This is a genomic window from Actinoallomurus purpureus, assembly GCF_024055795.1.
Taxonomy (GTDB): domain Bacteria; phylum Actinomycetota; class Actinomycetes; order Streptosporangiales; family Streptosporangiaceae; genus Actinoallomurus; species Actinoallomurus purpureus.
In genome coordinates this window covers 106,862-129,710 of record NZ_JAMXMY010000019.1, presented here as the reverse complement: position 1 = coordinate 129,710, position 22,849 = coordinate 106,862, and the positions used below count along the sequence as shown (strand labels likewise).

Genomic DNA, 22,849 nt, shown 5'->3' with positions numbered 1-22,849 from the left:
GGGGGAGCCCGGTCTATCCGCCGGTGAGGGCTCGGAGCTCGGGTTCGAGCTCGGCGTGCAAGGGACTGATCTCGCCCGCCAGGAACGCCGCACGCATCCGCCGGCGCTGGATCTTGCCGCTGGTGGTCTTGCCGACGCCGCCCCGCTGGACGAGGACGACGTTCATCGAGGGCAGGCCGAACGCCCGCGCCAGCTCACCCTTGATCTTCCTGGCGAGGCCTTCGTACGTGAGGTCGCCCAGGTCCTTGGGGCGTACCTCCTGGACGAGCACGACGTGCTCGCGCCCGCTCTCCACGCCGAACGCGGCGGCGGCGCGGGCCGCGGGGTGGACGCCCCGGCTCGCCTCCTCCACATCCTGTGGATAGATGTTCCGGCCGTTGACGATGATCAGATCCTTGAGCCGGCCGGTGACGTACAGCTCGCTGTCACGCAGGAAGCCGAGGTCGCCGGTGCGCAGGAACGGCCCCTCCCCGGTGGACAGGCGCGCCCGGAAGGTCTCCTCGCTCGGCTCGGCGCGCTGCCAGTACCCGAGGGCGACGCTGCCGCCGGCGACCCAGATCTCGCCGATCCGGCCGTCCGGCAGCGGCTCGGCCGACTCCGGGCGGACGATCCGTACGGTTAGGTCGATCGGCCGGCCGCAGGCGACCAGCTCCACGCTGTTTCCTTCCCGACCAACCGGCCCCGACCGACCTCCCGGCGCCGACGGCTCGGCGCGGCCCTGTTCCAGGGCGGCGGCGTCGAACCGGCCGACGACCGGGCCGTGGCCGCGCTCGGTGCCGGTGACGAGGAGCGTCGCCTCGGCCATGCCGTAGCCCGGCGCCCAGGCCTCGCGGCGGAACCCCACGGGGCCGAACCGCCGTACGACCTTCTCCAGCGTCGCGGTGCGGACCGGCTCGGCGCCGTTGAGGGCCCACGCGAGCGAGGACAGGTCCAGGTCGGCGAGCTGGTCGTCCTTGACCCCGCGCACCAGCCACTCGTAGGCGAAGTTCGGCGCGACGGTGTACCCGGCCCGGTATCGGCTGATCATCCGCGGCCACAGCACCGGCTTCATCACGAACGACACGGGTGAGGAGAAGACCAGGCTGCCGCCCGCGTACAGCGGCTGGAGCAGCAGGCCGATCAGCCCCATGTCGTGGTAGTGCGGCAGCCAGCCCGCGCCGATCCCCTCCTCGGGACGCCCGAGGACCGTGTAGATCTGCGCCGAGTTGTGCAGCAGGTTGCCGTGGGAGAGCAGCACGCCGCGCGGCTCGCTGGTGGAGCCGGAGGTGTACTGCAGGTACGCGGGCGTGTCCGGCCCCAGGTCGGGCATCTCCCACGTGGCGGGGTCGGGGAGCGCGGTGATGTCGGTGGCCACGCACGCGACCCGGCCGTCCAGTCCGCTCTCGCGCAGCCACGAGGTGAGCAGCGGCGCGTTCGCCGCGTCCGTGAGCACCATCCGGATGTCGGCGTCCTTGATGATGCCCTCCGCGCGTTCCAGCGCGCGTGGATCGGTCGACGGCAACGGGGACGGCACCGCGATGACCTGGGAGTACAGGCAGCCGAGGAACACGCGGAGGAACTCCAACCCTGCCGGGTAGAGCAGCAGGGCCGCCTCCTCGGCCATCCCCTGGCGGGCGAGCCAGGCGCCCGCCGACCGCGCGCGCCGGTCCAGGTCCGCGAACGTCGCCCGCTCCAGCTCGACGAGCTCGCCGTCGCGGTCGTCGGCCAGCGCGTACCAGCGGTCGTCTCCGAATCGCGCGACCTGGGCGCGCAGGTGGTGCACGAAGCTCGTCATCGACCGTCCCCGTTCCTGTGATGGTTCATGGCCGCCCCCGCCCCTTTCGGGCCGCCTCCAGCGCGGCGCAGGCGCGGCCGACGCCGTCCTCCGCCGCGATCCGGCGGCCGATCCGCGCCGCCCTGTGACGCATCGCCTCGTCGCGTACGGTCCTGGTGATCCGTTCGGCGAGAGCCCCCGGCCCCAGTCGCTTGATCGGCAGCGGGGGCGGGCCGGCGCCGATCGCCGCCACCCGTGCGCCCCAGAACGGCTGGTCGCCGAAGAACGGGCAGACGACGGCGGGGATCCCGGCGCGCAGCGCGGCGGCGGTGGTGCCCGCGCCGCCGTGGTGGACGGCCGCGAGCGTCCGGGGGAACAGCCACGAGTGCGGCACGTCCCCGACCACGAAGAGGTCGTCGTCGGCCTCTTGGCCCTCCCCGAGGGCGACGATCCCGCGCACGCCCGCGCCGCGCAGCGCCGCCCGTACCATCCGGAACGTCGCCTCCGGGTCGCGGGGCTTCATGCTGCCGAACCCGACGTACACCGGGGGCGGACCGGAGGCGAGGAAGTCCGCGAGCCGTGGGCCGGGCGTCCAGGCGGGCTCGTCGAGGAACCAGTAGCCGGTGGTGTGGACGTGCCCAGGCCAGTCCGGCGGGCGCGGCACGACGGCCTCGCTGAAGCAGGCCAGCACCGGGACGTCCCGGACGCCGCGCATCGGGCCGCGCAGGGAGAGCCCGGGCAGGCCGAGCGCGTCGCGGCGCCAGGGGTTGAGGATCGGACGGCCGAGCTGCCAGGCGATCTGGTCCACCAGGTGGAAGCTCAGCCGTTCGGCCCCGAACGCCCGGGGCACGAGCGGGTGCGGGAAGGCGCTCGTCGGGTGGCTGGGCTGAAAGTGGATCAGTGCCTCGTCGACGCCCAGGTACTCGGCGAGGTGGTGACCGATGAATCCCAGCGTCGGGAACAGCAGCAGGTCGGCGTCCTTGCAGGCGGACAGGACCTCCTCGAGCAGCATCTCGGCCATGGGCCGGATCAGCCGTTTGAACCCCGAGATGAAGCGCACGGGGTCGCGGCCGTTCAGCAGCCACTCGCGGACCTCGTCGGTCTCCAGGAGCCGGGCCGGGTCGACGGACAGGACGGCGGTGTCCAGCCCGGCGGCGAGCGGCTCGTGGCCGGCGGCGACGATCAGGCGTACGCCGTTTCCGCGCGCGGCCAGTCCCCGGCCGAGCGCGACGCAGGGCTGGATGTCGCCGCGTGAGCCGGCCGCCATGATGACGATGGTGCGCGCCACCGCGGTCACCGGGTGCTCTCGGCAGGGGGTGACCAGGTCAGGAGGGGCGGGCGGTCCTCGGGCCGCACGGCGGGGTGGTCGGCGGCCTCGCCCCGGGCGGGGCTGTAGGGCAGGGCGTGCCGCGCCCGGCGTTTGCGGGCCGGCAACGAGACGACGGCGATCAGCGCGCCGAGGCAGACCAGACCGGCGCCGCACAGCAGCCCGATCGAGGTGGCGTGTTCGAACGCGGCGGCGTGGCGCACCCCGGAGGCCACCTCGGACCTCTGTCGGGCGGCGATGATCAGGCCGATGACGGCGATGCCGAAGGCCCCGGAGACCTCCCGCGCGACGCTGAGGATCCCGCCCGCGACGCCGGATCGCTCGTCGGGAACGGAGCCCAGGACGTACGCGGTCAGCGGCATGTTCAGCGCCGAGCCCACGCCGATGAGCGCGACGCCGGGCAGCAGGTCGACGTAGCCGTCACCGGGGCGCAGCAGCGCGAAGGCCGTCATCCCGGCGGCCATGAGCACCAGGCCCCAGGCGATCGTGGACCGGGCGCCGATCTTCTTGCCCACCCAGAACGACACGGGGGTCAGGACGGCGATGACCACGGCCGGCGGCAGGAACACCGAGCCGGTCCTGGTCGGGGAGAACCGCAGCACCTGCTGCAGGAACAGCGAGGCGTAGAACAGCACGCCGTTGAAGCCGACGCCCCACAGGATCTGCACCGCGACCCCGCCCGCGAACGCCCGGCTGCGGAAGAACACCAGGTCGATCATCGGTGTGCTCGCCCACCGCTCGACCGTGATCAGCGCCACGAGCCCCACGGCGGCCAGCGCGAACGCCCCGAGGACCACGGCGCTGCCCCACCCGTGCGCGGAGACCTCGCTGAGCGCGTACGTGACGGCGAACAGCGTGGTGCCGGAGGCGAGCATGCCGGGCAGGTCGACGCCGTCGGCGGTGGTGTCCCGCGACTCCGGGATCACGAGGAGGCCCAGGATGACGACGAGGACGCCGGGCGCGAGGTTGATGAGGAAGATCCAGTTCCAGGCCCAGTGCTGGGCGATGTAGCCGCCCGTCAGCGGGCCGAGGGCCAGGGCCAGGGCGGCGGAGCCGACCCAGACGACGGTGCCGGTCGCCTGCTCCCGTTCGGTGCGGCCGACGGTGACGAGCGCCAGCCCGGCCGGGATGACGAGCGCGCCGCCGGCGCCCTGGACGACCCGGGCCGCGATGAGCGTCTCGGCGGTCTGCGCCAGCCCGGCGAGGCCCGACGCCGCCGTGAAGATCGCCAGGCCGATCAGGAAGATCTTCTTGCGGCCGTACACGTCCGCCATCCGGCCGCCGGCGAGCATCAGACTGGCGAAGATCAGGATGTACGAGGTGGCGACCCATTCCAGCGTGGACAGGGAGATGTGCAGGTCACGCTGGATCGACGGCAGCGCGACGTTCACGACCGTGTTGTCCAGCGTGGTCATGAACCCGGCGACCGCGATCACAGTGAGCGTCCATCCATGTCGCGCGCGGGTCATTCGACCTATAACGCCATATTCGCCACCGCGAGTCTTGTCATCGCCGTGACAAGGCGCCTGAGAGAAAAGTGGCCTATGTGCGCATCGAGACTCATGCCGGATAAGACACTGTGTTCACTTCTTCTGCCTTCTTTTCCCATGTGACCGTGTGTAATGGGGGTAGCACAAATGGCGGCTACCGAGCCCGGCGAAGCCGGCCCTCGCCGACCCGGAAAGCCGGCGATTCGCCGCTTTCTCATCGACGCCGTGGCGAGCCGCTGCCGGATGCCCCCCGCCGAGGTCGCCCCTGACCGGCCGCTGGATGAATTCGGCCTGACTTCGCGCGATGCGGTCGCGATCGCCGGCGAGCTCGAACGCCTCGTCGGCATGCGACTGCCCGCCACCCTCGTATACGAGCACCCGACCATCGCCCGGCTCGTCGACGCCATCGCCCACGGTGAATTCTCCGCTCCGGACGGTGATTTTGTGAATCGGCCGGAATCGGCCACGGTGGATTCCACCGAACCTATTGCGGTGATCGGAATCGGCTGCCGTTTTCCCGGCGGCGTGTTCGGGCCCGAGGCGTACTGGCGTTTTCTCCTGGACCGCGGTGACGCCGTCCGCGAGGTCCCCGACGGCCGGTGGGACGCCTTCGACGACGGCACGCTCGAGGACGTCACCCGCCTCGGCGGGTTCCTCGACGACATCGCCGGTTTCGACTCCCGGTTCTTCGGCATCACGCCCGACGAGGCCGAGGTCATGGACCCGCAGCAGCGGCTCATGCTCGAGGTCGCGTGGGAGGCGTTCCAGCACGCCGGCGTCGCGCCCCCGAGCCTGCGCGGCAGCCGCACCGGCGTGTTCGTGGGCGTCTCCGCCCCCGAGTACGGCTACGTCACCGGGACCGCGCCGCTGCGGCCCTGGACCGCCACCGGCGCCGCGCTGAGCATCGTCGCGAACCGGCTGTCCTACCTCCTCGACCTTCGCGGCCCCTCGATGATCGTGGACACGGCCTGCTCGTCGTCGCTCGTGGCGACGCACCTGGCCGTACGGTCCCTGCGTGAGGGCGAGAGCGACCTGGCCGTCGCCGGCGGCGTCAACGTCCTGCTGTCGCCGCTGATCACCAAGACGTTCGACCTGGGCGGCGCCACCGCTTCGGACGGCCGCTGCAAGCCCTTCGACGCGTCCGGGGACGGCATGGTCCGCGCCGAGGGCTGTGGTGCCATCGTCCTCAAGCGGCTGTCGGACGCGCGGCGCGACGGTGACCGCGTGCTGGCGGTGATCCGCGGCTCGGCGGTCAACTCCGACGGCCGCTCCAACGGCCTGGTCGCGCCGAACGCCGAGGCCCAGGTCGCGGTCGTCCGCTCGGCGTACACCGGTCTCCGCAGGCCCGACTACGTGGAGGCGCACGGCACCGGCACCCTCCTCGGCGACCCGATCGAGGCCCGCGCCCTCGGCACCGCTCTCGGCACCGCCCTCGGCGGGCCGGATGGGGACCGCCGGTCCCTCGGCACCGCCCTGGGCGGGCCGGACGCGGACGGCCGGCCCGTCCTGATCGGGTCGGTCAAGTCCAACCTCGGGCACCTGGAGGCCGCCGCCGGCGTCGCCGGGCTGATCAAGGTCGTCCTCGCGCTGGCCCACCGGCGGATCCCGCCGAGCCTCCACTACCGCGAGCCGAACCCGCACATCGACTTCCCCGGGCTCGGGCTGGCCGTGGCCGCCGAGGAGACGCCCTGGCCCGAGACCGGCCGTCCCGCCCTCGCCGGGATCTCGGGGTTCGGCTTCGGCGGCACGAACGCGCACGTCGTCCTCGAACAGGCGCCCGCCGAGGAGGAACGGCCGCGCCGCCGCCGAGGGCCGGCCGTCCACACCCTTCTGCTCTCTGACGTCGAGGCCGGCCGGATCGGGCCGTACGCCGCCGACCTCGCCGACTGGCTGGAGGCCGCGCCCGACACGGCGCTGCCGGACGTCGCCCGCACGCTGAGCCGCCGTTTCGGGCGCGGCCGGGCGGCCGCCGCCGTCGTCGGCCGCGACCGCGCGGCGCTCGCCGAGGCCCTCCGCGCGCCCCGCATCACCGGCGTCACGATCGGCCGGGACGCCCCGCCGGTCTGGGTGTTCTCCGGGTACGGCGCGCAGCGGCCCGGCATGGGCCGGCGCCTCCTGTCCGAGGAACCGGCGTTCGCCGCCGCCGTCGACGCGCTCGACGGGCCGTTCGCCGCGCAGGCGGGGTTCTCGCTGTGGGACGTCCTGGAGAGCGGCGAGCGGGTCACGGGCGTGTACCGCACGATGACCACTCTCTTCGGTCTGCAGGTCGGGCTGGCCGCACTGCTGCGCTCGTACGGCGCCGAACCCGGCGCGGTGATCGGCCACTCGATGGGCGAGGTGGCCGCGGCCGTCACCGCCGGCGCGCTGTCCCTCGCCGACGGCGTCCAGGTCATCACCACCCGGGCGCGCCTGCTCGACGGCCTCGCCGAGGCGGGCGGCGGCGCGATGCTCGTCCTGGGCTGCGGCGCAGACGACGCCCTCGGCTACGTGCGGAGCGGCGCCGACGTGCACGTGGCGGTCCGGTCCTCACTCGGGCAGACCGTCCTCACCGGGGACGCCGAGGAGCTCGCCCGCGTGGCGGCCCGGGCCGGCGACGACGGCCTGCTCGCCCGCCTCGTCCAGGCGGAGGGCGCCGGCCACTCGCCCGCCGTCGACCCCATCCTCGACCCGCTCCGCGCCGAACTCGCGCAGGTCCGCGGCGGCCCCGCCGACGTGCCCTTCTACTCCACCGTGCTGGAGGACCCGCGCGAGGCCCCGGCCTTCGACGGCGACTACTGGGCCGCCAACGCGCGCCGCACCGTACGCCTCGCCGACGCGGTCGCCGCCGCCGCCGAGGACGGGTTCACGGCGTTCGTCGAGGTCAACGCCCATCCTCTGCTCGCACAGGCGATCGGCGAGACCGCCGAGGGCGCGCTCGTCGTCCCGACGCTGCGCCGCCCGCCCCGGCGCTCCGGTCAGGGCGAGCCGCCGCAGGCCGACGACACCGTCACCTTCCACGAGGCCCTGGCCACGCTGACCGTCCACGGGTACCTGCCCGCGCCCACGCCGCCGGGACGCGTCGTCGACGTGCCCGCCCCGGCGTGGGAGCACCGGCACCACTGGATCGCGGCGGCACCGCGCGGCCCGGCCGGGCTCCATCCGCTGCTCGGCGCGCACGTCGAGCTGCCCGGCGAGGACCGGCACGTCTGGAGCGCCGACGTCGGGGCGGCGGCGTCCCCGTGGGCGGACCGGCCGTTCGGGCAGCCCCTTCTGCCCGCCGCCGCCTACGCCGAGATCGCGCTGGCCGCCGGCGCGGAGCTCCTCGGACCGGACGTCACCGTCTCCGGGCTGCGCCTGGACCGGTTCCTGCCGCTGGAGGAGCACACGACCGTCACCACCTCCGTCACCCTGGCCGGTGACGACGAGGCGACCGTCGAGATGCACGCGCGCACCGCCGCCGGCACCTGGACCCCGGTGGCGTCCGCCACGGTCTGGACCGGCGGCGCCCATCCGGCCGACGGCACCGGCGCGGACGCCGAGGTCGCCATCGAACCGGCCGAGGAGGGCAACCGTCACTTCCGGCTCCATCCCGGGGTGTTCGGCCGGTGCCTGGCCGCCGTCGCCGACCTGATCGCCGGGGACCCGGCGCGGACCGTCTGGTTGCCGGAGTCGATCGGCGCCGTGCGGGTGCACGGGCCGACGCGGCACGGAGGCCGCTGCCTGATCCGCCTCAGCCCGGCGGACGACGGTCACACCGCAGACCTGCGCCTGGTCGGCGAGGCGGGACGGACCCTGCTCGAGGCCACGGACATCCGGATGCGCTCCCACGAGCGCACCGAACTGCCGGTGCCGCTGAGCACGAAGCTGGCCGAGATCGTCTGGGAACCGGCCGAGGCCCCGGCGCCCGCACGCACGGGGCGATCGGGTCCGCCTGCGGGCGGAGACGCCGGCCCGGCGCGTCCGGAGGCGTCTCCGGCGGCCGACGGCGACCCGTTCGCGGACGCGGTCGTGCTGGCCGCACCCGGCGACCCACTGGCCGGGCGACTGCCCGCGGTCCACGAGATCGACGACTGGACCGCCGCCGAGCGGTGGGCCGGGGACCTGGTGACCGCGAGCACCCCGGCGCACGTCGTGGTTCTGCTGCCCGCCGACCTGGCCGACGAGCGGCTCGTGCTCACCGTCTCCGGCCTGGTCCGGGGCCTGACGAGCGGGTCGGCGACGCCGCGCCTGTGGCTGGTCACGCGGGGTGCGCTCCGCCCGACCGGAGCGGGCGAGGGCGGGCCGGGGCAGGCGTTCGCCGGTGCGATGGTCCGGGTGCTCGGGTTCGAGACGCCGGCCCTGCGCGCCACCCACCTCGACCTCGACCTCGGTGGACCGGCCGCCGCCCTGATCGCCGCCGAGCTGCACGCCCGCCCCGCCGACACCGAGATCGCCTGGCGCGGCGGAGTACGGTACGTCGCCCGGCTGGCCGGGGCACGCCTCGGCGACGGGCGCCCGCGCCCGGTCGTACGGCGCGGGGCCGCGTACGTGATCAGCGGCGGCTACGGCGGCCTGGGCCTGGTCACCGCCCGGCTGCTGGCCGAGCGCGGCGCCGGACGGATCGTGCTGTCCGGCCGCGGCGGACCGCCGCCCGAGGCGGAGAAGGCGATCAGCGAGCTGCGCGAGAGCGGCGTCGAGGTCGACGTCGTCCTCGGCGACGTCGCCGCGCCCGGTGTCGCCGAGCGGATGGTCGCCGCCGCCGGGGACCGGCTGCGCGGCGTCGTGCACGCCGCCGGCGGGCTCGCCGACCGGATCTTCACCGACATCGAGCCCGCCGACCTGCACCGGGTCTGGTCGCCGAAGGTCGACGGCGCGCATCGGCTGTACGAGGCAGTGCGAGGGCGCGACCTCGACTGGTGGGTCGTGTACTCCTCGGCCGCCGCCCTGCTCGGCTCGCCGGGCCAGGGCGCGTACGCCGCCGCGAACGCCGCGGTCGACGCCTTCACCGGCGCGCTCCGGGAGCGGGGCGTGCCCGCCTTCACGATCAACTGGGGCACCTGGTCCCAGGTCGGCGGCGCGGCGAACCTGAGCGGCGGCCCCGCGAGCGGCATCGACCCGATCACCCCCGAGGAGGGCGCGGACGCGTTCGAGGCGCTGCTCGCCCACGACCGGGCGGCCACCGGGGTGCTGCGCTTCGACCCGGAGCAGGCCGTCGCCGCGTTCCCCGAGCTCGGCCGGATGCCGTACTTCTCCGCGCTGGTGAGCGCGCTCCCGGAGACCGCGGACGACTGGCCCGGAGCGGAGGCGCTGCGCGCCGCCGAGCCCGCCGCCGCCCGCGCGATGGTCCGCGAGCGGATCGCCGAGCGGGTCTCCACCGTTCTCGGGTTCAGCCCGGATCCGGCGCAGGCCCTGACCGACCTGGGCCTGGACTCCCTCGTGGCGGTCCGCATCAAGAGCGCGCTGGAATACGACTTCGAGCTGACCGTGCCCCCCACGGTGCTGCTGCAGGGCGGCAGCGTCGAGGTGCTGACCGCCTGGGTGCTCACCGAACTGGCCCTCGCCGACCCGGCATCCGAGCCGCGACCCGCCTCGGGCGCGCGAGGCCGCCCCTCCTCGGAGGTCCGCCGTATCGCCGCGGAGGCGGGCCGCCCTGCGTCGGAGGCCACGGGTCGCCGTATCGCGGTGGAGGCGGGCCCTGGGTCGGAGGCTCCGGGGCGCCGGTTCGCCCCGGAGGCGCGCGGACGGGTGTTCGTCGATGCCCGGGACGCCTCCGAGCGACTCGTCGCGGGCGTCTTCGAACGCGTCCTCGGCGTCGACGGCGTCTCGGCCACCGACGACTTCTTCGCTCTTGGCGGGCGCGAGGACCAGGCTCGTACCGTCCTGGAGATCCTCGAACTGGAGCTCGGCCGCCCGATCGACGACGCGGAACTGTTCGCCCACCCGACCGTCGAGCACCTCGCCTCGGTCATCCGTAAGGGCGAGGAGGAGGCCGCGCGCCGCATCGTCCGGCCGCTCAGCCCGGCGACGCGCGGCCGGCCGTTCTTCTGCGCTCATCCGGCGGGCGGGACGACCGGCGTCTACCAGCAGCTGGCCACACTCGTCGGCGGCCCGTTCTTCGGGCTGGAGCGGTTCGCGGACGCGCCGAGCGTCGAGGAGCGCGCCGCGCGCTACGCCGCGCTGATCCGGGAGGCGCAGCCCGAGGGCCCGTACCGGCTCGGCGGCTGGTCGTTCGGCGGCGTGGTGGCCTACGAGACCGCCCGGATCCTCGGCGACGTCGAGCTCCTCGCCCTGATCGACGCGGGGATCCCCCGGCGCGTCGACGACACGGCGGAGGCCGCCGCCCGCCGGTACGCCGACTTCGTGGCCTACCTCAACGAGACGTACGACCTGGGCATCGTGCTCGACGTCGAGGAACTGCGCCCACTCGACGAGGACGCGCAGCTCGCCCTGGTGATGGAGCGCGCCGCGCCGCTCATGGAGACGCTGCCGCCCGCGATCCTGCACCACCAGCTCACCTCGCACGAGGACACGCGGTCCCTGGAGGCGTACCGGCCCGAACCGTACGACGGGCGCGTGGTCCTGTACCGGGCGACCGAGCCGACGCCGTGGACCGTACGGGACGCCCGCTACGAGCTCGACGAGACCAACGGCTTCGGCGATCTGTGCCCGCGCCTGGAGGTCGTCCCGATCCGGGGCGCGCACCACCTCAACCTGCTCGACCCGCCCGCCGTGCACGCCCTCGCCGGACATCTGGGCGCGCTGCTGATCTAGGAGGTTTCATGTCCGATCTACTCGAAGCGGTCCGTGCGGGCGCCGGGCCGGCCGACCTGCTCGCCTGCGAGCTGCCGACGCGGTTCCGCGCCGCGCACACGCTCAAGGACGAGGTGGGCATCTTCGACGGTGAGACGGACAAGGACGTCCGGCGCTCGATCCACGTCGGTGAGGTCGAGATGCCCGAACCGGCACCGGACGAGGCCGTCGTCGCGGTGATGGCCGCGGCGATCAACTACAACACGGTCTGGTCGGCGACCTTCGAGCCGATCCCGACGTTCGCGTTCCTGGAGAAGCTCGGCCGTACGGGCCCGTGGGGGGCCCGGCACGACCGGCCGTTCCACGTGCTCGGCTCGGACGCCGCAGGCATCGTCGTCCGCGTCGGCGACGGCGTGCGCAACTTCGCGGTCGGCGACCGGGTCGTCATCCACGCCGGCGTGATCGACGACCAGCTGCCGGCGAGCCAGGAGGACGCCGTGGCCAGCGGCGGCCTCGCCTGGGGATTCGAGAACAACTTCGGCGCGTTCGGCGAGTTCACTGTCGTCAAGGCCAGCCAGCTCATCCGCAAGCCCGCGCACCTCACGTGGGAGGAGGCGGCGGCCAACACGCTCTGCGCGGCCACGGCGTACCGCATGCTGGTCGGCGCGCACGGTGCCCGGATGAGGCAGGGCGACGTCGTCCTGGTCTGGGGCGGCACGGGCGGCCTCGGCTCGTACGCCGTGCAGATCGTCAAGAACGGCGGCGGCATCCCGGTCGCGGTGGTCAGCTCCGAGGAGAAGGCCGACCTGGTCCGGCGGCAGGGCTGCGAGCACGTCATCAACCGCACCGAGCTGGAGGTGGGGGAGGAGGGGCTGCGCAGCCCGAAGGCGTGGCGGCGGCTCGGCGAGCGCATCCGTGCCCTCACGGGCGAGGACCCGCACATCGTCTTCGAGTACCTCGGCGCGGAGACGTTCGGGGCGTCGGTGTACGTCACCCGGCGCGCCGGCAAGATCGTCACCTGCGGCTCGTCGACGGGCTACCGGCACGAGTACGACAACCGGTTCCTGTGGATGAACATCAAGAGCATCGTCGGCAGCCACGGCTTCAACTACCACGAGGCCGTCGAGACCAACCGCCTGATCGGCCTCGGCATGATCCACCCGACGCTGTCCATGGTCTACACCCTGGACGAGGCCGCCGAGGCGACCCGCGCGGTGCAGACCAACCAGCATGTCGGCAAGGTCGGCCTGCTCGTCGGCGCGGAGAAGGAGGGCCTCGGCGTCGAGGACCCGGCGATGCGCGAGCGCGTCGGCGAGGACAAGCTGACGCTCTACCGCCGCTGACCCGCCCCGCCGCGCGCGAAACCGCGCAGGGCCCGCGGTGAAAAGGCTCAGGGCCGTCAGACCTGTTGGTCTGACGGCCCTGTTCGGCCGGCTCATGGTCAGGCCTTGTTGTAGGTCTTCTTGGCCCAGAGGTAGGAGACGGCGGCGATGCCGGTGCACCAGGCGGTGGCGATGGCGGCGTTGTCGCCGATCGGGGTGCCGAGGAGGAGGCCGCGGACGGTTTGCATGATCGGGGTGAAGGGCTGGTATTCGGCGAACCAGCGCAGGACGGTGGGCATGGAGTCGGTGGGGACGAAGCCGCTGCCGAGGAAGGGCAGGAAGACCAGGGGCATCGGGGCGTTGCTGGCGGCCTCGGGGGTGGGGGACTTCAGGCCGAGGGCGACCGCGAGCCAGGTGATGGCCACGACGAACAGGGTGAGCAGGCCGGCGGCGGCCAGCCATTCGACGGGGGTCGCGTTGGGGCGGAAGCCGATGGCCAGGGCGATGCCGATGACGACGGCCATGCCGAGGAGCTGCTGGATGACGCTGGCGACGACGTGGCCGGTGAGGACGGAGGCGCGGGAGATCCGCATGGTGCGGAAGCGGGCGATGATGCCTTCGGTCATGTCGGTGGCGACCATGACGGCGGTTCCGGTCGCGGCCGTGGCGGCCGCCATGAGCAGGATGCCGGGGACGACGTAGTTGATGTAGGTGTGGCGGCCGCCGCCGAGGCCGGTGCCGAGGGTGCCGCCGAAGACGTAGACGAACAGCAGCAGGATGATGACGGGCGTGATGATGAGCTGCACGGTCATGGACGGGTAGCGGAGCAGGCGCTTGAGCTGGCGCCGGACCATGGTGGAGGAGTCGCGCGTGGCGAGGGTGAGGGCGCTCATCGGAGGGCCTCCTTGTTCTGGTCGGTCTGCTGGCCGGTGAGGGTGAGGAAGACGTCGTCGAGGTCGGGGGTGTGGACGCTCATCTCGGCGACGTCGATCGAGCGTTCGTCCAGGAGGGTGAGCAGCTCGCGGATCGCGCGGACGCTGCCATCGCTGGGCACCTGCAGGGTGAGCGCGTCGTGGTCGGGGGTGCCGACGCCGAGGATCGGCCGGGCCGCGTCGAGACGGCTCGGGTCGGCGAACTTCAGCAGGACGTGGCCGCCGGGGATGAGTCGCTTGAGCTCCTCGGCGGTGCCTTCGGCGATCAGCCGCCCGTGGTCGAGGAGGGCGATGCGGTCGGCGAGCTCGTCGGCCTCCTCCAGGTACTGCGTGGTCAGGAAGATGGTGACGCCGTTCTTGACGAGGTCGCGGACGATGCCCCACATGGCGCGGCGGCTGCGCGGGTCGAGGCCGGTGGTGGGCTCGTCCAGGAAGATCAGGCGCGGGTCGCCGACCAGGGTCATCGCCAGGTCGAGCCGGCGCTGCATGCCGCCGGAGTAGGTGGCGGCGGGCTTGCCGGCCGCGTCGACCAGGTCGAACTGCTCAAGCAGCTCCTTGGCCTTCTGCTTGCCCTCGCGCTTCGGCAAGTGCTTCAGGTCGGCCATGAGCAGCAGGTTCTCCTCGCCGGTCAGCAGCTTGTCGACCGCCGAGTACTGCCCGGTCACCCCGATCGCGCCGCGCACATCGTCGGCCTGACGGTTCAGGTCGTATCCCGCGACCTGAACCTGGCCGCCGTCAGCGCGGATCAGCGTGGACAGGATCTGCACGGTGGTGGTCTTGCCGGCGCCGTTCGGGCCGAGCAGGGAGAAGATCGTTCCTTCGGGGACGGCCAGGTCGATGCCGTCCAGGACGACCTTGTCGCCGTCCTTGTCGCGGTAGGACTTGCGCAGCCCGTTCGCCGCGATGGCCAGGTTGGTCATGATGGTGCTCCTTTGGAGGCTGCGGGTCAGAGGCTGCGGGCGGCGATGTCGCCGTGGGAGGTGGTGGCGTGGATGTCGAGTTCGGCGGCGCCATCGTTCTTGAGGGCGTTGGTGACGCGGCCGTAGGAGGTGCCGGCGTCCAGGGCGGCCGAGACGCCGGCGGCGGCGCCGACCGAGATGTCGCCGGACTGGGTGCGGAGCACGACCTTGCCGCCCGTGGCCTCGGCGATCCGGATGTCGCCCCTTTGGGTGCTGATCTCCGCGGGGCCGCCCAGCCGGCCGACCTCGACGTCGCCGTCGGTCGCGGTGAGGCGGACGCTCGCGGCCTCGTCGATCTTGATCTGGCGGTACGCGCCTTCGAAGGCGACGTCGCCGAGGCGGCCGACGGCCCGGAGTTCGGTGCTGGCGGCCTGGGCCTCGACCCGGGAACCGGCGGGCAGCTTGACTGTCACCTCGATGGATCCCGACGGGCCGAAGTACTGGTTCTTCGCCGCCGCAGCCTCGATCCGCAGGACGCCGTCGGCGTATTCGACCGTGGTCTGCTCCGCCGCCTTCACGTCGCGGCTCTTTGCGGCGTTCGCGGGCAGGACCTCGACCGTGGTGTCGGCCCGGTCGGCGGCGATGAAGGTGACGCGTCCGGCGGGGATGTCCAGGACGGCGGAGATCGGGGCGGGGGTGTCGAACTTCTGCATCGTGCTCTCCTTGCGCTTGCGGCTCGTTGTTTCGAACAATGGAAACGCTACGTTGCTTTCCAGATCTACACAACAAGATCTTTGCTTAGGAGCAGCATCTATGCAGGTGGGAGTGCAATAATCATTGCAACGGTCTCTCGTTTAACGCAACGATGGAGTGGTCGACCGTTGCAATGTATTGAAGATGAACGCTATGGTGGAGGCGTCAAGGAACACCGAGGAGCGCCATGGAGCCCCCGTGGCGCATGAAGGGGGTCGTGATGCCGGGAGGCAGGCTCACCCAGTCCGAACGCCAGCAGATCGCGGTGGGGCTGGCCGACAGCCTCCCCTACGCCGAGATCGCCCGACGCCTCGATCGTCCGACCTCCACGATCACGCGTGAGGTGATGCGGAACGGCGGCCCCACCGGCTACCGCGCCGACCTGGCCCACCGCGCCACCCAGCAGCGCACCCACCGGCGCAGGCAGGCCGCGCCGCGGGGGCCGGAGGCGACTCCGCAGCTCAACGGACGCGACGCCGAGGTTGTGCGTGAGTACGAGGAGACCCTCACCACCGTCTTCATGCAATCGGGCCTGTCCAACAAGATGATGGCCCGGGTGCTGGCCTGCCTCTACACCACTGACTCCGGCAGCCTCACCGCGTCCGAACTCGTCCAGCGCCTCCAGGTCAGCCCGGCGTCCATCTCCAAAGCGATCACGTTCCTCGAGAGCCAGAGCCTCGTCCGCCGGGAACGCGACGAACGCCGCCGCGAGCGCTACGTCGTCGACGACGACCTCTGGTACCAGTCGATGATCCGCAGCGCCCGATCCAACGACGAGTTCGTCGAGGCCGCGCGGCAGGGCGTCGGCATCCTCGGTCCCGGAACCCCGGCCGCCGCCCGCCTGGAGAACGCCGCCCGCTTCCTCGACTTCGTCGGCGAGAGCCTCATCCGCGCCGCGGAGCAGGCCCGCGAGGTCCTTTACACCGCCACCGAAGCGACCTCAGCCGGCACCGCCAAGCCGAGTTCAGATCACGGAGAGACAGCCGTCCCGACGGCCCCAGCATGAGACGAAGCCGGCCGGGCGGCGGGGCCGGAGCACCACCCACACCACGACTGCCATAGTCATAGCCAGCACGAACAGGCCTTTTGCCGGGTAATACATGGCGAAGCCCCCCGCACTTCGGTGAGAGGGGCCCGCCTGGCCGGCCGAGGCCGGACTACCCCTGGCTGGAACCCTTCTGGATGACGGCCAGTTCGACGCAGTTGCCGCCGCCGCCACCGCTACGGCTGCTCTTGCGCCAGTCGACGCTGTTTAGGCCCATCGCTCCTCCATGACCCTGCGGATGAAGTCTCTCGACAAGTCCAGCGGCAAGGCGCGGGCCCTGATGTCCGCGAACTTCTCCGAGACCGTCTGTATATCCTCCCGCTCGCTGAGGGTGAACCCGCGAGCGGCGGTCTCAACGAACGCGAGCTCGCTGCGATCAGCCAGAGTAGCGATGGAGAACGAGCCATCCGTTCCAGTCGTGGGCATCGGGTTCGGTACGACGTGGATCTGAATCCTGTCCGAGGACATCATGAGTAGGTGTTCTAGCTGCTCACGCATGATCTTCTTGTCCCCGACCTCATTCGTCAGAACGTTCTCGGCGAGGAGTACACATAGCCGCGGTGGAGGCGGGTCCTCCAGAGTGAGGATCTCTTGCCGACTCATGCGAGCCGAGACGGTCACCTCGTCTCCACGAAGCAGGGCCCCGGCGTAGTCGGCGGTTTGTAGGAGTCCGTACACAACGCAGTTCTCGTAGGACTCCAGGACGATCGTGTCCGGGTTCGCCTCGACCTCTGGCCAGTCGAACCACGTAGGGAAGGCCGCGTCCTTCACCAGTTCGTCCCAGAGGGACGGCAGGGCCTCTCTGGTGTCGAGCACCTCGTCCATTGCCACGGCCAGTGAGCGGTCACACCGTGTTTCACCGCGCTCGATCTTGCCGATGTGTGAGCTGCTGATGTGGATCTTGTCCGCGAGCTGGGCCTGGGATATGTCGGCTCGCTCCCGGTATCGCCTGACCTCATTTCCGAATGCCCGAAGGGGATGAGGTCGATGGTGCCTTTTCACTGCCACGACCACTCCGTACGTCATCGAGGTTGCGAATAACCACTAGCGACCACTGCTCAACCACCGGCCAAATCCCGGCACGCCATCGCGGTGCCACTGAGTCGCTAGTGGTCACCGTAAGTATCCACGTTCGTGGACGATGGGACCAGTCCGCAATCCACAGCCGACGGTGAGGTCTCCAGCGAAAGAAGAGGCACGGTTATGACGGCTCTACAGGTAGATGAATGGACACCCCCGGACCGGTTCACACTCGAAATGCACGCTTGCCCGGAAAACGTCTACTTGGTCCGAAACCTGGTTGACCAAGCCGTCGAAACGTGGGGTCTAGCGGACCTGCGGGATCTTGGGCGGCTGATCCTGACCGAACTGGCCACGAACGCGGCCCGTCAGTACCCGGGGGCCCTGATCAACGTGTGGGTCGCCTGTCCAGCGCATCCGGTAATGGAGGTCGGGGTCTGGGACCCTGACAACGCGACGATGCCGCGAATCATCGATCCGGAGAAGGCCGGCGAGACCGGCCGTGGACTGTTCCTGGTCCGGGAGCTGACGAACGGACGACTCGGCTGGCAGTCGTCCCCGCATAGGGGGAAGGTCGTCTGGGCTCGGTTCGGTCCTTGAACTCCCCCGCTTGGGTAGGCTTCCGTTGCTCACACCTTCGAAAATCCGCGCCCAGGTGGGGTGCCTCTCCAGACTCTCCGAGAAAGAAAGGAAATCGTGGACATCGGTTGGATTATGGCGTGAAGCGCCCACACCCGCGCATTGCGGGTCTGATCAACGGGTGCCGTCCGTAAGCACCACAGGTTGGAGGCCGCTCACGAGATCAATCACCGATGCTACCGCGATCGGCCGAATCCGCTGCGCGGAACGCTCGGCTAACGTCCACCGCGTGTGGTGATTCGTTAGCTCTTGCATCCTATGGGTGCGCCATTAGCGAGCCTTTCGTACACCTGGCGAACCGCCACGTCGTACCGTGGTGAGTTGGATACCCACGCAGACGGGCAGGCTGCCGGGCGGAGTGGAAGCCGGCTGGGGGAGATGGACCGGCGTCGCTGGCTGTGCGTCCGCCGCGGGCAACTGGCACCGGCCGTGGAAGGCACTGTGATGGAGACCCGCACGATCCGCCGTACGAGCGTCACCCTGCCCGCCTTGCACGAGGACGACCTGTCCGTCGTCGCCTCGCTGGACCCCCGCCAGGACCGCATCGCGGACTTCACCTATGCCGACGTGCAGCTGCGGGAGCTCGCACTGACCGGCGTTCACCTGCTGGGCGGCCGCATCACCGAGGCTGTAGCCCAACGCACCCGGTTCGAGGAGCTGCGCGTCGATTCGGTGACCTTCTCCGGCTGTGACCTTTCGGATCTACGCTGGACGGACAGCAAGGTCTCCCGTGTGGTCTTCACCGGCTGCAAGCTGATGGGCGCGGCCCTCACAGACCTCACCCTGGACAACGTCCTGCTGGAGAACTGCCGACTGGACTACGCGACCTTCACGCATGTGCGAGCCACCGGCCCGGTGATCTTGTCCAAGTGCTCCCTGCGGGAGACCGAGTTCGCCTCCGTCGACTTCAGCGCCGTCCTGTTCGACGGCTGCGACCTGACGGGGGCCGAGTTCTCGGGCGGCCAGTACCGCGACCTGGATCTGCGCGGCAACGACCTGTCGAGGCTGCGCGGCGTCGGCTCGCTCAGGCAGGTCATCATCGACCGGCCGCAGACACAGCAGCTCGCTGAAGCGCTCGCCGCAGACCTGGACGTCACCTACGGCGAGGACGTCGACGAGTTCTGATCCGCTCGCCGCTGGGAGGACCGCCATGGGCCCATGCCTGGTATTCGAAGACCCGACGGCATCCGCCGCCGCTGCGCTTTCGCCGCGGTGCGGCTGACGCGCGGCGATCCGGGCTACGACGACGGCGCGATCGTCCCGTACGGAGACTGGCAGCCGCTAACCGATGCCGATATCGAGCAGCTGCAGCCTGCCTGCGGGAACCCGCATCCACTGGTCGGCCAAGAGCAGCGGGCCGTTGATCCGCGCATGGCCCTCGCTGTGTGAGGTGCGCGTGCCCGGCCGGATCGAATGATCCTGGGCCGGGCCGCGATTCGGCTGCTGGTCAGTTCGCCATGTCGGCGAACATGCCGGGCTGGTAGGACCCCCCGGGCTTGCGCACGATCACGTTGAGTCGGTTGTTCGCGTTGATCATGGCGACCAGGGAGACCAGCGCGACGATCTGGTCGTCATCGTAGTGCTCGCGCACCTGCGCCCAGGTCTGGTCGGACACGCCCTGGTGGGCGTCGGCGATCCGGGTGCCCTCCTCGGCCAGCGCCAGCGCGGCCCGCTCGGCCTCGGTGAACACGGTGGACTCGCGCCAGGCGGCGACCAGGTTGACGCGGACCGCGGTTTCGCCGGCGGCCGCGGCATCCTTGGTGTGGTAGTCGACGCAGAAGCCGCAGCCGTTGATCTGGCTGGCGCGCAGCATCACCAGGTCCTGGGTGGTCTGGGGCAGCGGCGACTGGACGATCGCCAGGGCGACATTGTAGATCCGCTTGGCGATCTTGGCGCCGAGCTCGTTGGCCATCAGGTCGAAACGGGGTTCCATGACTTCGTCCTCACTCGTTGAAGTTGTGCACCGCGCGGATCGTTCGCGCGGTGTCTTACGAACTGGAGACGTCGGCTGCTTCTGGTTATCCGAGTTGGCCGGGCTGGTAGTCGCCGCCGCGCTGCCGGACGATGACGCCCATGCGGTTGGTGGCGTTGATGAGGGCGATGAGCATCACGAGATCGGAGAGCTGGTCCTCGTCGTAGTGCTTGGCGGCGTTCGCCCAGGCCTCGTCGGTGACGCCACCGGCCGCATCGGCGATACGGGTGCCCTGCTCGGTCAACTCCAGGGCAGCGCGCTCGGCGTCGGTGAACACCGTGGACTCCCGCCAGGCCGCGACCAGGTTGATGCGGGTGGAGGTCTCCCCGGCGTGCGCGGCGTTCTTGCTCCACACATCGGTGGCGTAACCGCAGCCGTTGATCTGACTCGCGCGCAGCACCACCAGCTTCTGGGTCGCGGCCGGCAGCGTCGACTCCTGGAGGATCGTCTTGCTCGCCGAGCCGAAGTGCCTCGCGGCCTTGGCTGCGGTCGCGGTCGGGTCGCCGAAGAGGTTCAATCGAGCATTCATTGTGCGCTCCTTGCTGTTGTAGCTGGTCGAACTAGAGATGCCGGCGACCCGATCCCTGCGACACACCAGGCGGTCATGATGCCGTCGGGCCGAACCAGTCGGCGAGCGCGTCGGCCAAGCCCGCGGGATCTGCCGACCCGTTGTCGGGAGACGCCCAGGCGACGTAGCCGTCAGGACGAATGAGCACGGCGGCGAACCCGGGGGCGCCCCCGCGCGGGCTGACCACCTGGACACGGTCGGCGAACCCGTCCGCCGCCGCATGGACCCATGTCGAGCCCTTCAGATCGAGCAGAACGCCCCGTCCCTGGCACAGCGCCGCGCTGGTCTCGTTCCGAACGTCGGTCTCAAGGGCGGGCATGAACCGGCCGACCAGCGGATACGTCGACTGCGGCGCGTAGTCGACGTCCAGCCCGTTGGCCATGTCGATGAAGCGCTGTTTGACGTCGGGGATCTCCAGCACCTCAGAGATGACCTCGCGCAGCGCGTCCACCTGCGGGCCGGGGCGCATCAGGGCCGTCTGGGCGCGGGTGTTGCGCAGCACGCGCGCCGCGACCGGGTGCCGCTCGGCGGTGTAGGTGTCCAGCAGTCGCTCCGGCGCGCGGCCACGGACGACCAAGGCGAGCTTCCAGCCGAGGTTGGCCGCGTCCTGCAGGCCGAGGTTGAGCCCCTGCCCGCCCATCGGGGAATGGACGTGCGCGGCGTCCCCGGCGAGCAGGACGCGACCACGCCGGTAGGTCTCGGCGAGGCGGGTGTTGTCGCTGTAGCGGATCCCCGCCTCCAGACGGGTGACGGTCGGCTTCTGGCCGCTCACCCGACGGATGCTGGCCTCCATCTCCTCGGCCGTCAGGGACGAGTCGCGGTCGGTCGGTCCACCGTCGAACTCCATGGTGGCGATCTCCCCTGGCACCAGCGACAGATCCAGGAGACCGCCCGGGCTGCGGAGCGAGGAGGTGACGGCGTCGGGGTCGGCGAGCTCGGCCACGGCCGTACGCCCGGTCGCCGTGGGAGGCGTGCCCGGAAAGTCGATGCCGGACTGTTTCCGCACCGTGCTGCGGCCGCCGTCGCACCCGACCAGGTAGGCCGCGTGAAGCGAGGTCCCGTCCGCCAGCACGGCCCGAACGCCGGTGCCTTCGTCCACGACGTCGATCACCTGCCGGCCCGATCGGATCGGCACGCCGAGCGCGGTCGCGTGCTCGGCGAGGATCCGCTCGATGAGGTGCTGCTTGAGCAGGATGTAGTCGGCGGCCGCGCCCTGCTTCCCGGCGTCCTCCAGCAGCGGCAGCCCGCTGAAGTGGCCCCGCGCGAGCCCCTGCCGGACGGCGCTCACCAGAAGCGCGACCTGATCGGCGCGGTCGGGGGCGCTGTCGGCCGCGATCTGGTCGAACATCGCCCACTGGGCGTCCAGCAATGGTTCGAGCAGCCCGCGCAGCGCCAGGGTCTGGTTGCTGCGGGTGTTGAGCGAACGCAGACCCAGGCTGCGGGTCCGCCGCTCGATCCCGTCCGCCGCTTCCAGGACCAGCGGATCGGCACCCGCCCGTTTCAGCTCGGCTGCCAGCAGCAGGCCGACAGGCCCGCCTCCGACCACCAGGACATCGGTCATGACGACCCCTCCGAACTTACGTCGTATGCTTACGCCATAAGTAGAGCACATACAGTGTAAGTTTCGTCAAGTCGAACAAGGAGGAGTCCCACGGGATGGCACACCGCGAACCACTCAGCCGGGAGAAGATTCTGGACGCCGCCCTCGCCCTGGCCGGCGAGGAGGGGCTGGACGGGTTGTCCATGCGCAAGCTGGCCAAGTCGCTCGGCGTCGAGGCGATGTCGCTCTACAACCACGTCGCCAACAAGGCCGACATCCTCGACGGCCTCGCCGAACGGGCGTTCGCCGAGGTCGACTGCCCCGACCCCGCCCTGCCGTGGCCGGACCGGGTGCGCGCCATCGCGTCCAGCATGCACCGCGCGCTCAGCCGACACCCCGTCGTTCCGCTGGCGCTGGTCACCGACCAGGCGAACCCGACGTCGGTGACGGCGCTGCGTCCGCTCGACGCCCTGGTCGGCGCGCTGTTCGAGGCCGGATTCTCCGACGCCGACGCGCGCCGCATGCTCACCGCCGTCAACAGCCTGATCTTCGGGTCGCTGCTGCTGTCCACCGCCGGGTTCACGGTCGAGGACTTCCGCGCCCAAACCGGAGAGCAGCAGCTCGACGTGTTCGTCAGGCATCTGGACCCGGCCCGGCTCCCCCACTTCAGCCGCCTGATCCAGAGCATGCCCGACACCGATCCGGAAACCGACTTCGACCGCGCCTTGGACGCCCTGATCAGTGGCCTCATCGCGACCGCCCCGGGCAGCCCGCCGGAATCACCCGAGTGACGATCCGGCACGGCCCGGGCGGTGACCTCCTCGGCGTGTCGAGCCGGTCAGGGGGCCGCGTGGTGAATGCCGACCCCTCCAGACCGCCTA

At 71.3% G+C, this 22,849-nt stretch carries 18 protein-coding genes; 7 read left to right on the top strand and 11 right to left on the bottom strand.

The window, feature by feature from the left end; translation table 11 throughout:
* Nucleotides 1–13: 13 nt before the first annotated feature.
* From NE236_RS30515 to NE236_RS30505, 3 genes are read right to left on the bottom strand one after another with little or no spacing between them, the layout of a single operon-like run.
* Nucleotides 14–1,774, bottom strand: a complete 1,761-nt coding sequence (locus NE236_RS30515) for a fatty acyl-AMP ligase (protein ID WP_252845649.1) — start codon at nucleotides 1,772–1,774, stop codon at nucleotides 14–16.
* A 25-nt stretch (nucleotides 1,775–1,799) separates the two neighbouring features.
* Nucleotides 1,800–3,041: a glycosyltransferase gene (locus NE236_RS30510; protein WP_252845648.1), complete on the bottom strand. Its 1,242-nt coding sequence runs from the start codon at nucleotides 3,039–3,041 to the stop codon at nucleotides 1,800–1,802.
* Nucleotides 3,042–3,046: 5 nt separating this feature from the next.
* Nucleotides 3,047–4,516: an MFS transporter gene (locus NE236_RS30505; protein WP_252845647.1), complete on the bottom strand. Its 1,470-nt coding sequence runs from the start codon at nucleotides 4,514–4,516 to the stop codon at nucleotides 3,047–3,049.
* A 186-nt stretch (nucleotides 4,517–4,702) separates the two neighbouring features.
* Between NE236_RS30505 and NE236_RS30500 the strand changes: the two genes are divergently transcribed.
* Nucleotides 4,703–11,299, top strand: coding sequence for an SDR family NAD(P)-dependent oxidoreductase (locus tag NE236_RS30500; RefSeq protein WP_308209173.1), 6,597 nt, complete (start codon nucleotides 4,703–4,705; stop codon nucleotides 11,297–11,299).
* An 8-nt stretch (nucleotides 11,300–11,307) separates the two neighbouring features.
* Nucleotides 11,308–12,621, top strand: a complete 1,314-nt coding sequence (ccrA, locus tag NE236_RS30495; RefSeq protein ID WP_252845645.1) for a crotonyl-CoA carboxylase/reductase — start codon at nucleotides 11,308–11,310, stop codon at nucleotides 12,619–12,621.
* Nucleotides 12,622–12,719: 98 nt separating this feature from the next.
* Here the strand turns inward: ccrA and NE236_RS30490 are convergent, their stop codons facing one another.
* Genes NE236_RS30490 through NE236_RS30480 form a run of 3 tightly spaced genes read right to left on the bottom strand, consistent with a single transcriptional unit; the run spans nucleotide 12,720 to nucleotide 15,144 of the window.
* Nucleotides 12,720–13,493 carry an ABC transporter permease gene (locus NE236_RS30490; RefSeq protein WP_252845644.1) on the bottom strand — a complete coding sequence of 258 codons (774 nt, stop codon included), beginning with the start codon at nucleotides 13,491–13,493 and terminating at the stop codon, nucleotides 12,720–12,722.
* Entirely contained in the window at nucleotides 13,490–14,452 is a 963-nt protein-coding gene (locus NE236_RS30485; protein ID WP_252845643.1) for an ATP-binding cassette domain-containing protein, read from the bottom strand. Before NE236_RS30485 ends, NE236_RS30490 begins: the two co-directional genes overlap by 4 nt.
* A 26-nt stretch (nucleotides 14,453–14,478) precedes the next feature.
* Nucleotides 14,479–15,144: a DUF4097 family beta strand repeat-containing protein gene (locus NE236_RS30480; protein ID WP_252845642.1), complete on the bottom strand. Its 666-nt coding sequence runs from the start codon at nucleotides 15,142–15,144 to the stop codon at nucleotides 14,479–14,481.
* 260 nt (nucleotides 15,145–15,404) lie between these two features.
* Here NE236_RS30480 and NE236_RS30475 point away from each other — a divergent pair, with 260 nt between their 5' ends.
* The gene (locus NE236_RS30475) at nucleotides 15,405–16,190 is read left to right on the top strand and encodes a helix-turn-helix domain-containing protein (RefSeq protein WP_252845719.1); all 786 of its coding nucleotides are present in this window, start codon (nucleotides 15,405–15,407) and stop codon (nucleotides 16,188–16,190) included.
* A gap of 151 nt (nucleotides 16,191–16,341) precedes the next feature.
* On the opposite strand, the gene NE236_RS30470 is transcribed toward NE236_RS30475, so the two are convergent.
* Nucleotides 16,342–16,446 (bottom strand): DUF397 domain-containing protein, encoded by a 105-nt coding sequence (locus NE236_RS30470; protein ID WP_252845641.1) that lies wholly within the window; start codon nucleotides 16,444–16,446, stop codon nucleotides 16,342–16,344.
* Nucleotides 16,437–17,255 carry a helix-turn-helix domain-containing protein gene (locus tag NE236_RS30465; protein WP_252845640.1) on the bottom strand — a complete coding sequence of 273 codons (819 nt, stop codon included), beginning with the start codon at nucleotides 17,253–17,255 and terminating at the stop codon, nucleotides 16,437–16,439. The genes NE236_RS30470 and NE236_RS30465 overlap by 10 nt, the downstream gene beginning before the upstream one ends.
* A 108-nt stretch (nucleotides 17,256–17,363) precedes the next feature.
* Here NE236_RS30465 and NE236_RS30460 point away from each other — a divergent pair, with 108 nt between their 5' ends.
* The 3 genes from NE236_RS30460 (at nucleotide 17,364) to NE236_RS30450 (ending at nucleotide 19,277) form a co-directional block, all read left to right on the top strand.
* Nucleotides 17,364–17,849 (top strand): ATP-binding protein, encoded by a 486-nt coding sequence (locus NE236_RS30460; protein WP_252845639.1) that lies wholly within the window; start codon nucleotides 17,364–17,366, stop codon nucleotides 17,847–17,849.
* Between the two features lie 360 nt (nucleotides 17,850–18,209).
* Complete coding sequence (locus NE236_RS30455; RefSeq protein WP_252845638.1) at nucleotides 18,210–19,013, top strand: pentapeptide repeat-containing protein; 804 nt, start codon at nucleotides 18,210–18,212, stop codon at nucleotides 19,011–19,013.
* A gap of 33 nt (nucleotides 19,014–19,046) precedes the next feature.
* Entirely contained in the window at nucleotides 19,047–19,277 is a 231-nt protein-coding gene (locus NE236_RS30450) for a hypothetical protein (protein ID WP_252845637.1), read from the top strand.
* 58 nt (nucleotides 19,278–19,335) lie between these two features.
* On the opposite strand, the gene NE236_RS30445 is transcribed toward NE236_RS30450, so the two are convergent.
* The 3 genes from NE236_RS30445 to NE236_RS30435 form a co-directional block, all read right to left on the bottom strand.
* A complete protein-coding gene (locus NE236_RS30445) occupies nucleotides 19,336–19,821 on the bottom strand; it encodes a carboxymuconolactone decarboxylase family protein (protein WP_252845636.1) in 486 nt (161 codons plus the stop codon).
* 85 nt (nucleotides 19,822–19,906) lie between these two features.
* Nucleotides 19,907–20,389, bottom strand: a complete 483-nt coding sequence (locus tag NE236_RS30440; RefSeq protein WP_252845635.1) for a carboxymuconolactone decarboxylase family protein — start codon at nucleotides 20,387–20,389, stop codon at nucleotides 19,907–19,909.
* 73 nt (nucleotides 20,390–20,462) lie between these two features.
* A complete protein-coding gene (locus NE236_RS30435; RefSeq protein WP_252845634.1) occupies nucleotides 20,463–21,989 on the bottom strand; it encodes an FAD-dependent monooxygenase in 1,527 nt (508 codons plus the stop codon).
* Between the two features lie 95 nt (nucleotides 21,990–22,084).
* Here NE236_RS30435 and NE236_RS30430 point away from each other — a divergent pair, with 95 nt between their 5' ends.
* Nucleotides 22,085–22,759, top strand: coding sequence for a TetR/AcrR family transcriptional regulator C-terminal domain-containing protein (locus NE236_RS30430; RefSeq protein WP_252845633.1), 675 nt, complete (start codon nucleotides 22,085–22,087; stop codon nucleotides 22,757–22,759).
* Nucleotides 22,760–22,849: the final 90 nt, after the last annotated feature.

Bases quoted from the DNA above. Each gene is read 5' to 3' on its own strand.
- NE236_RS30435 (WP_252845634.1), bottom strand. From the start codon at position 21,989: ATGACCGATGTCCTGGTGGTCGGAGGCGGGCCTGTCGGCCTGCTGCTG.
- NE236_RS30485 (WP_252845643.1), bottom strand. From the start codon at position 14,452: ATGACCAACCTGGCCATCGCGGCGAACGGGCTGCGCAAGTCCTACCGC.
- NE236_RS30515 (WP_252845649.1), bottom strand. From the start codon at position 1,774: ATGACGAGCTTCGTGCACCACCTGCGCGCCCAGGTCGCGCGATTCGGA.
- NE236_RS30445 (WP_252845636.1), bottom strand. From the start codon at position 19,821: ATGGAACCCCGTTTCGACCTGATGGCCAACGAGCTCGGCGCCAAGATC.
- NE236_RS30480 (WP_252845642.1), bottom strand. From the start codon at position 15,144: ATGCAGAAGTTCGACACCCCCGCCCCGATCTCCGCCGTCCTGGACATC.
- NE236_RS30440 (WP_252845635.1), bottom strand. From the start codon at position 20,389: ATGAATGCTCGATTGAACCTCTTCGGCGACCCGACCGCGACCGCAGCC.
- NE236_RS30430 (WP_252845633.1), top strand. From the start codon at position 22,085: ATGGCACACCGCGAACCACTCAGCCGGGAGAAGATTCTGGACGCCGCC.
- NE236_RS30490 (WP_252845644.1), bottom strand. From the start codon at position 13,493: ATGAGCGCCCTCACCCTCGCCACGCGCGACTCCTCCACCATGGTCCGG.
- NE236_RS30500 (WP_308209173.1), top strand. From the start codon at position 4,703: ATGGGGGTAGCACAAATGGCGGCTACCGAGCCCGGCGAAGCCGGCCCT.
- NE236_RS30465 (WP_252845640.1), bottom strand. From the start codon at position 17,255: ATGACGTACGGAGTGGTCGTGGCAGTGAAAAGGCACCATCGACCTCAT.
- ccrA (WP_252845645.1), top strand. From the start codon at position 11,308: ATGTCCGATCTACTCGAAGCGGTCCGTGCGGGCGCCGGGCCGGCCGAC.
- NE236_RS30475 (WP_252845719.1), top strand. From the start codon at position 15,405: ATGCCGGGAGGCAGGCTCACCCAGTCCGAACGCCAGCAGATCGCGGTG.
- NE236_RS30470 (WP_252845641.1), bottom strand. From the start codon at position 16,446: ATGGGCCTAAACAGCGTCGACTGGCGCAAGAGCAGCCGTAGCGGTGGC.
- NE236_RS30450 (WP_252845637.1), top strand. From the start codon at position 19,047: ATGCCTGGTATTCGAAGACCCGACGGCATCCGCCGCCGCTGCGCTTTC.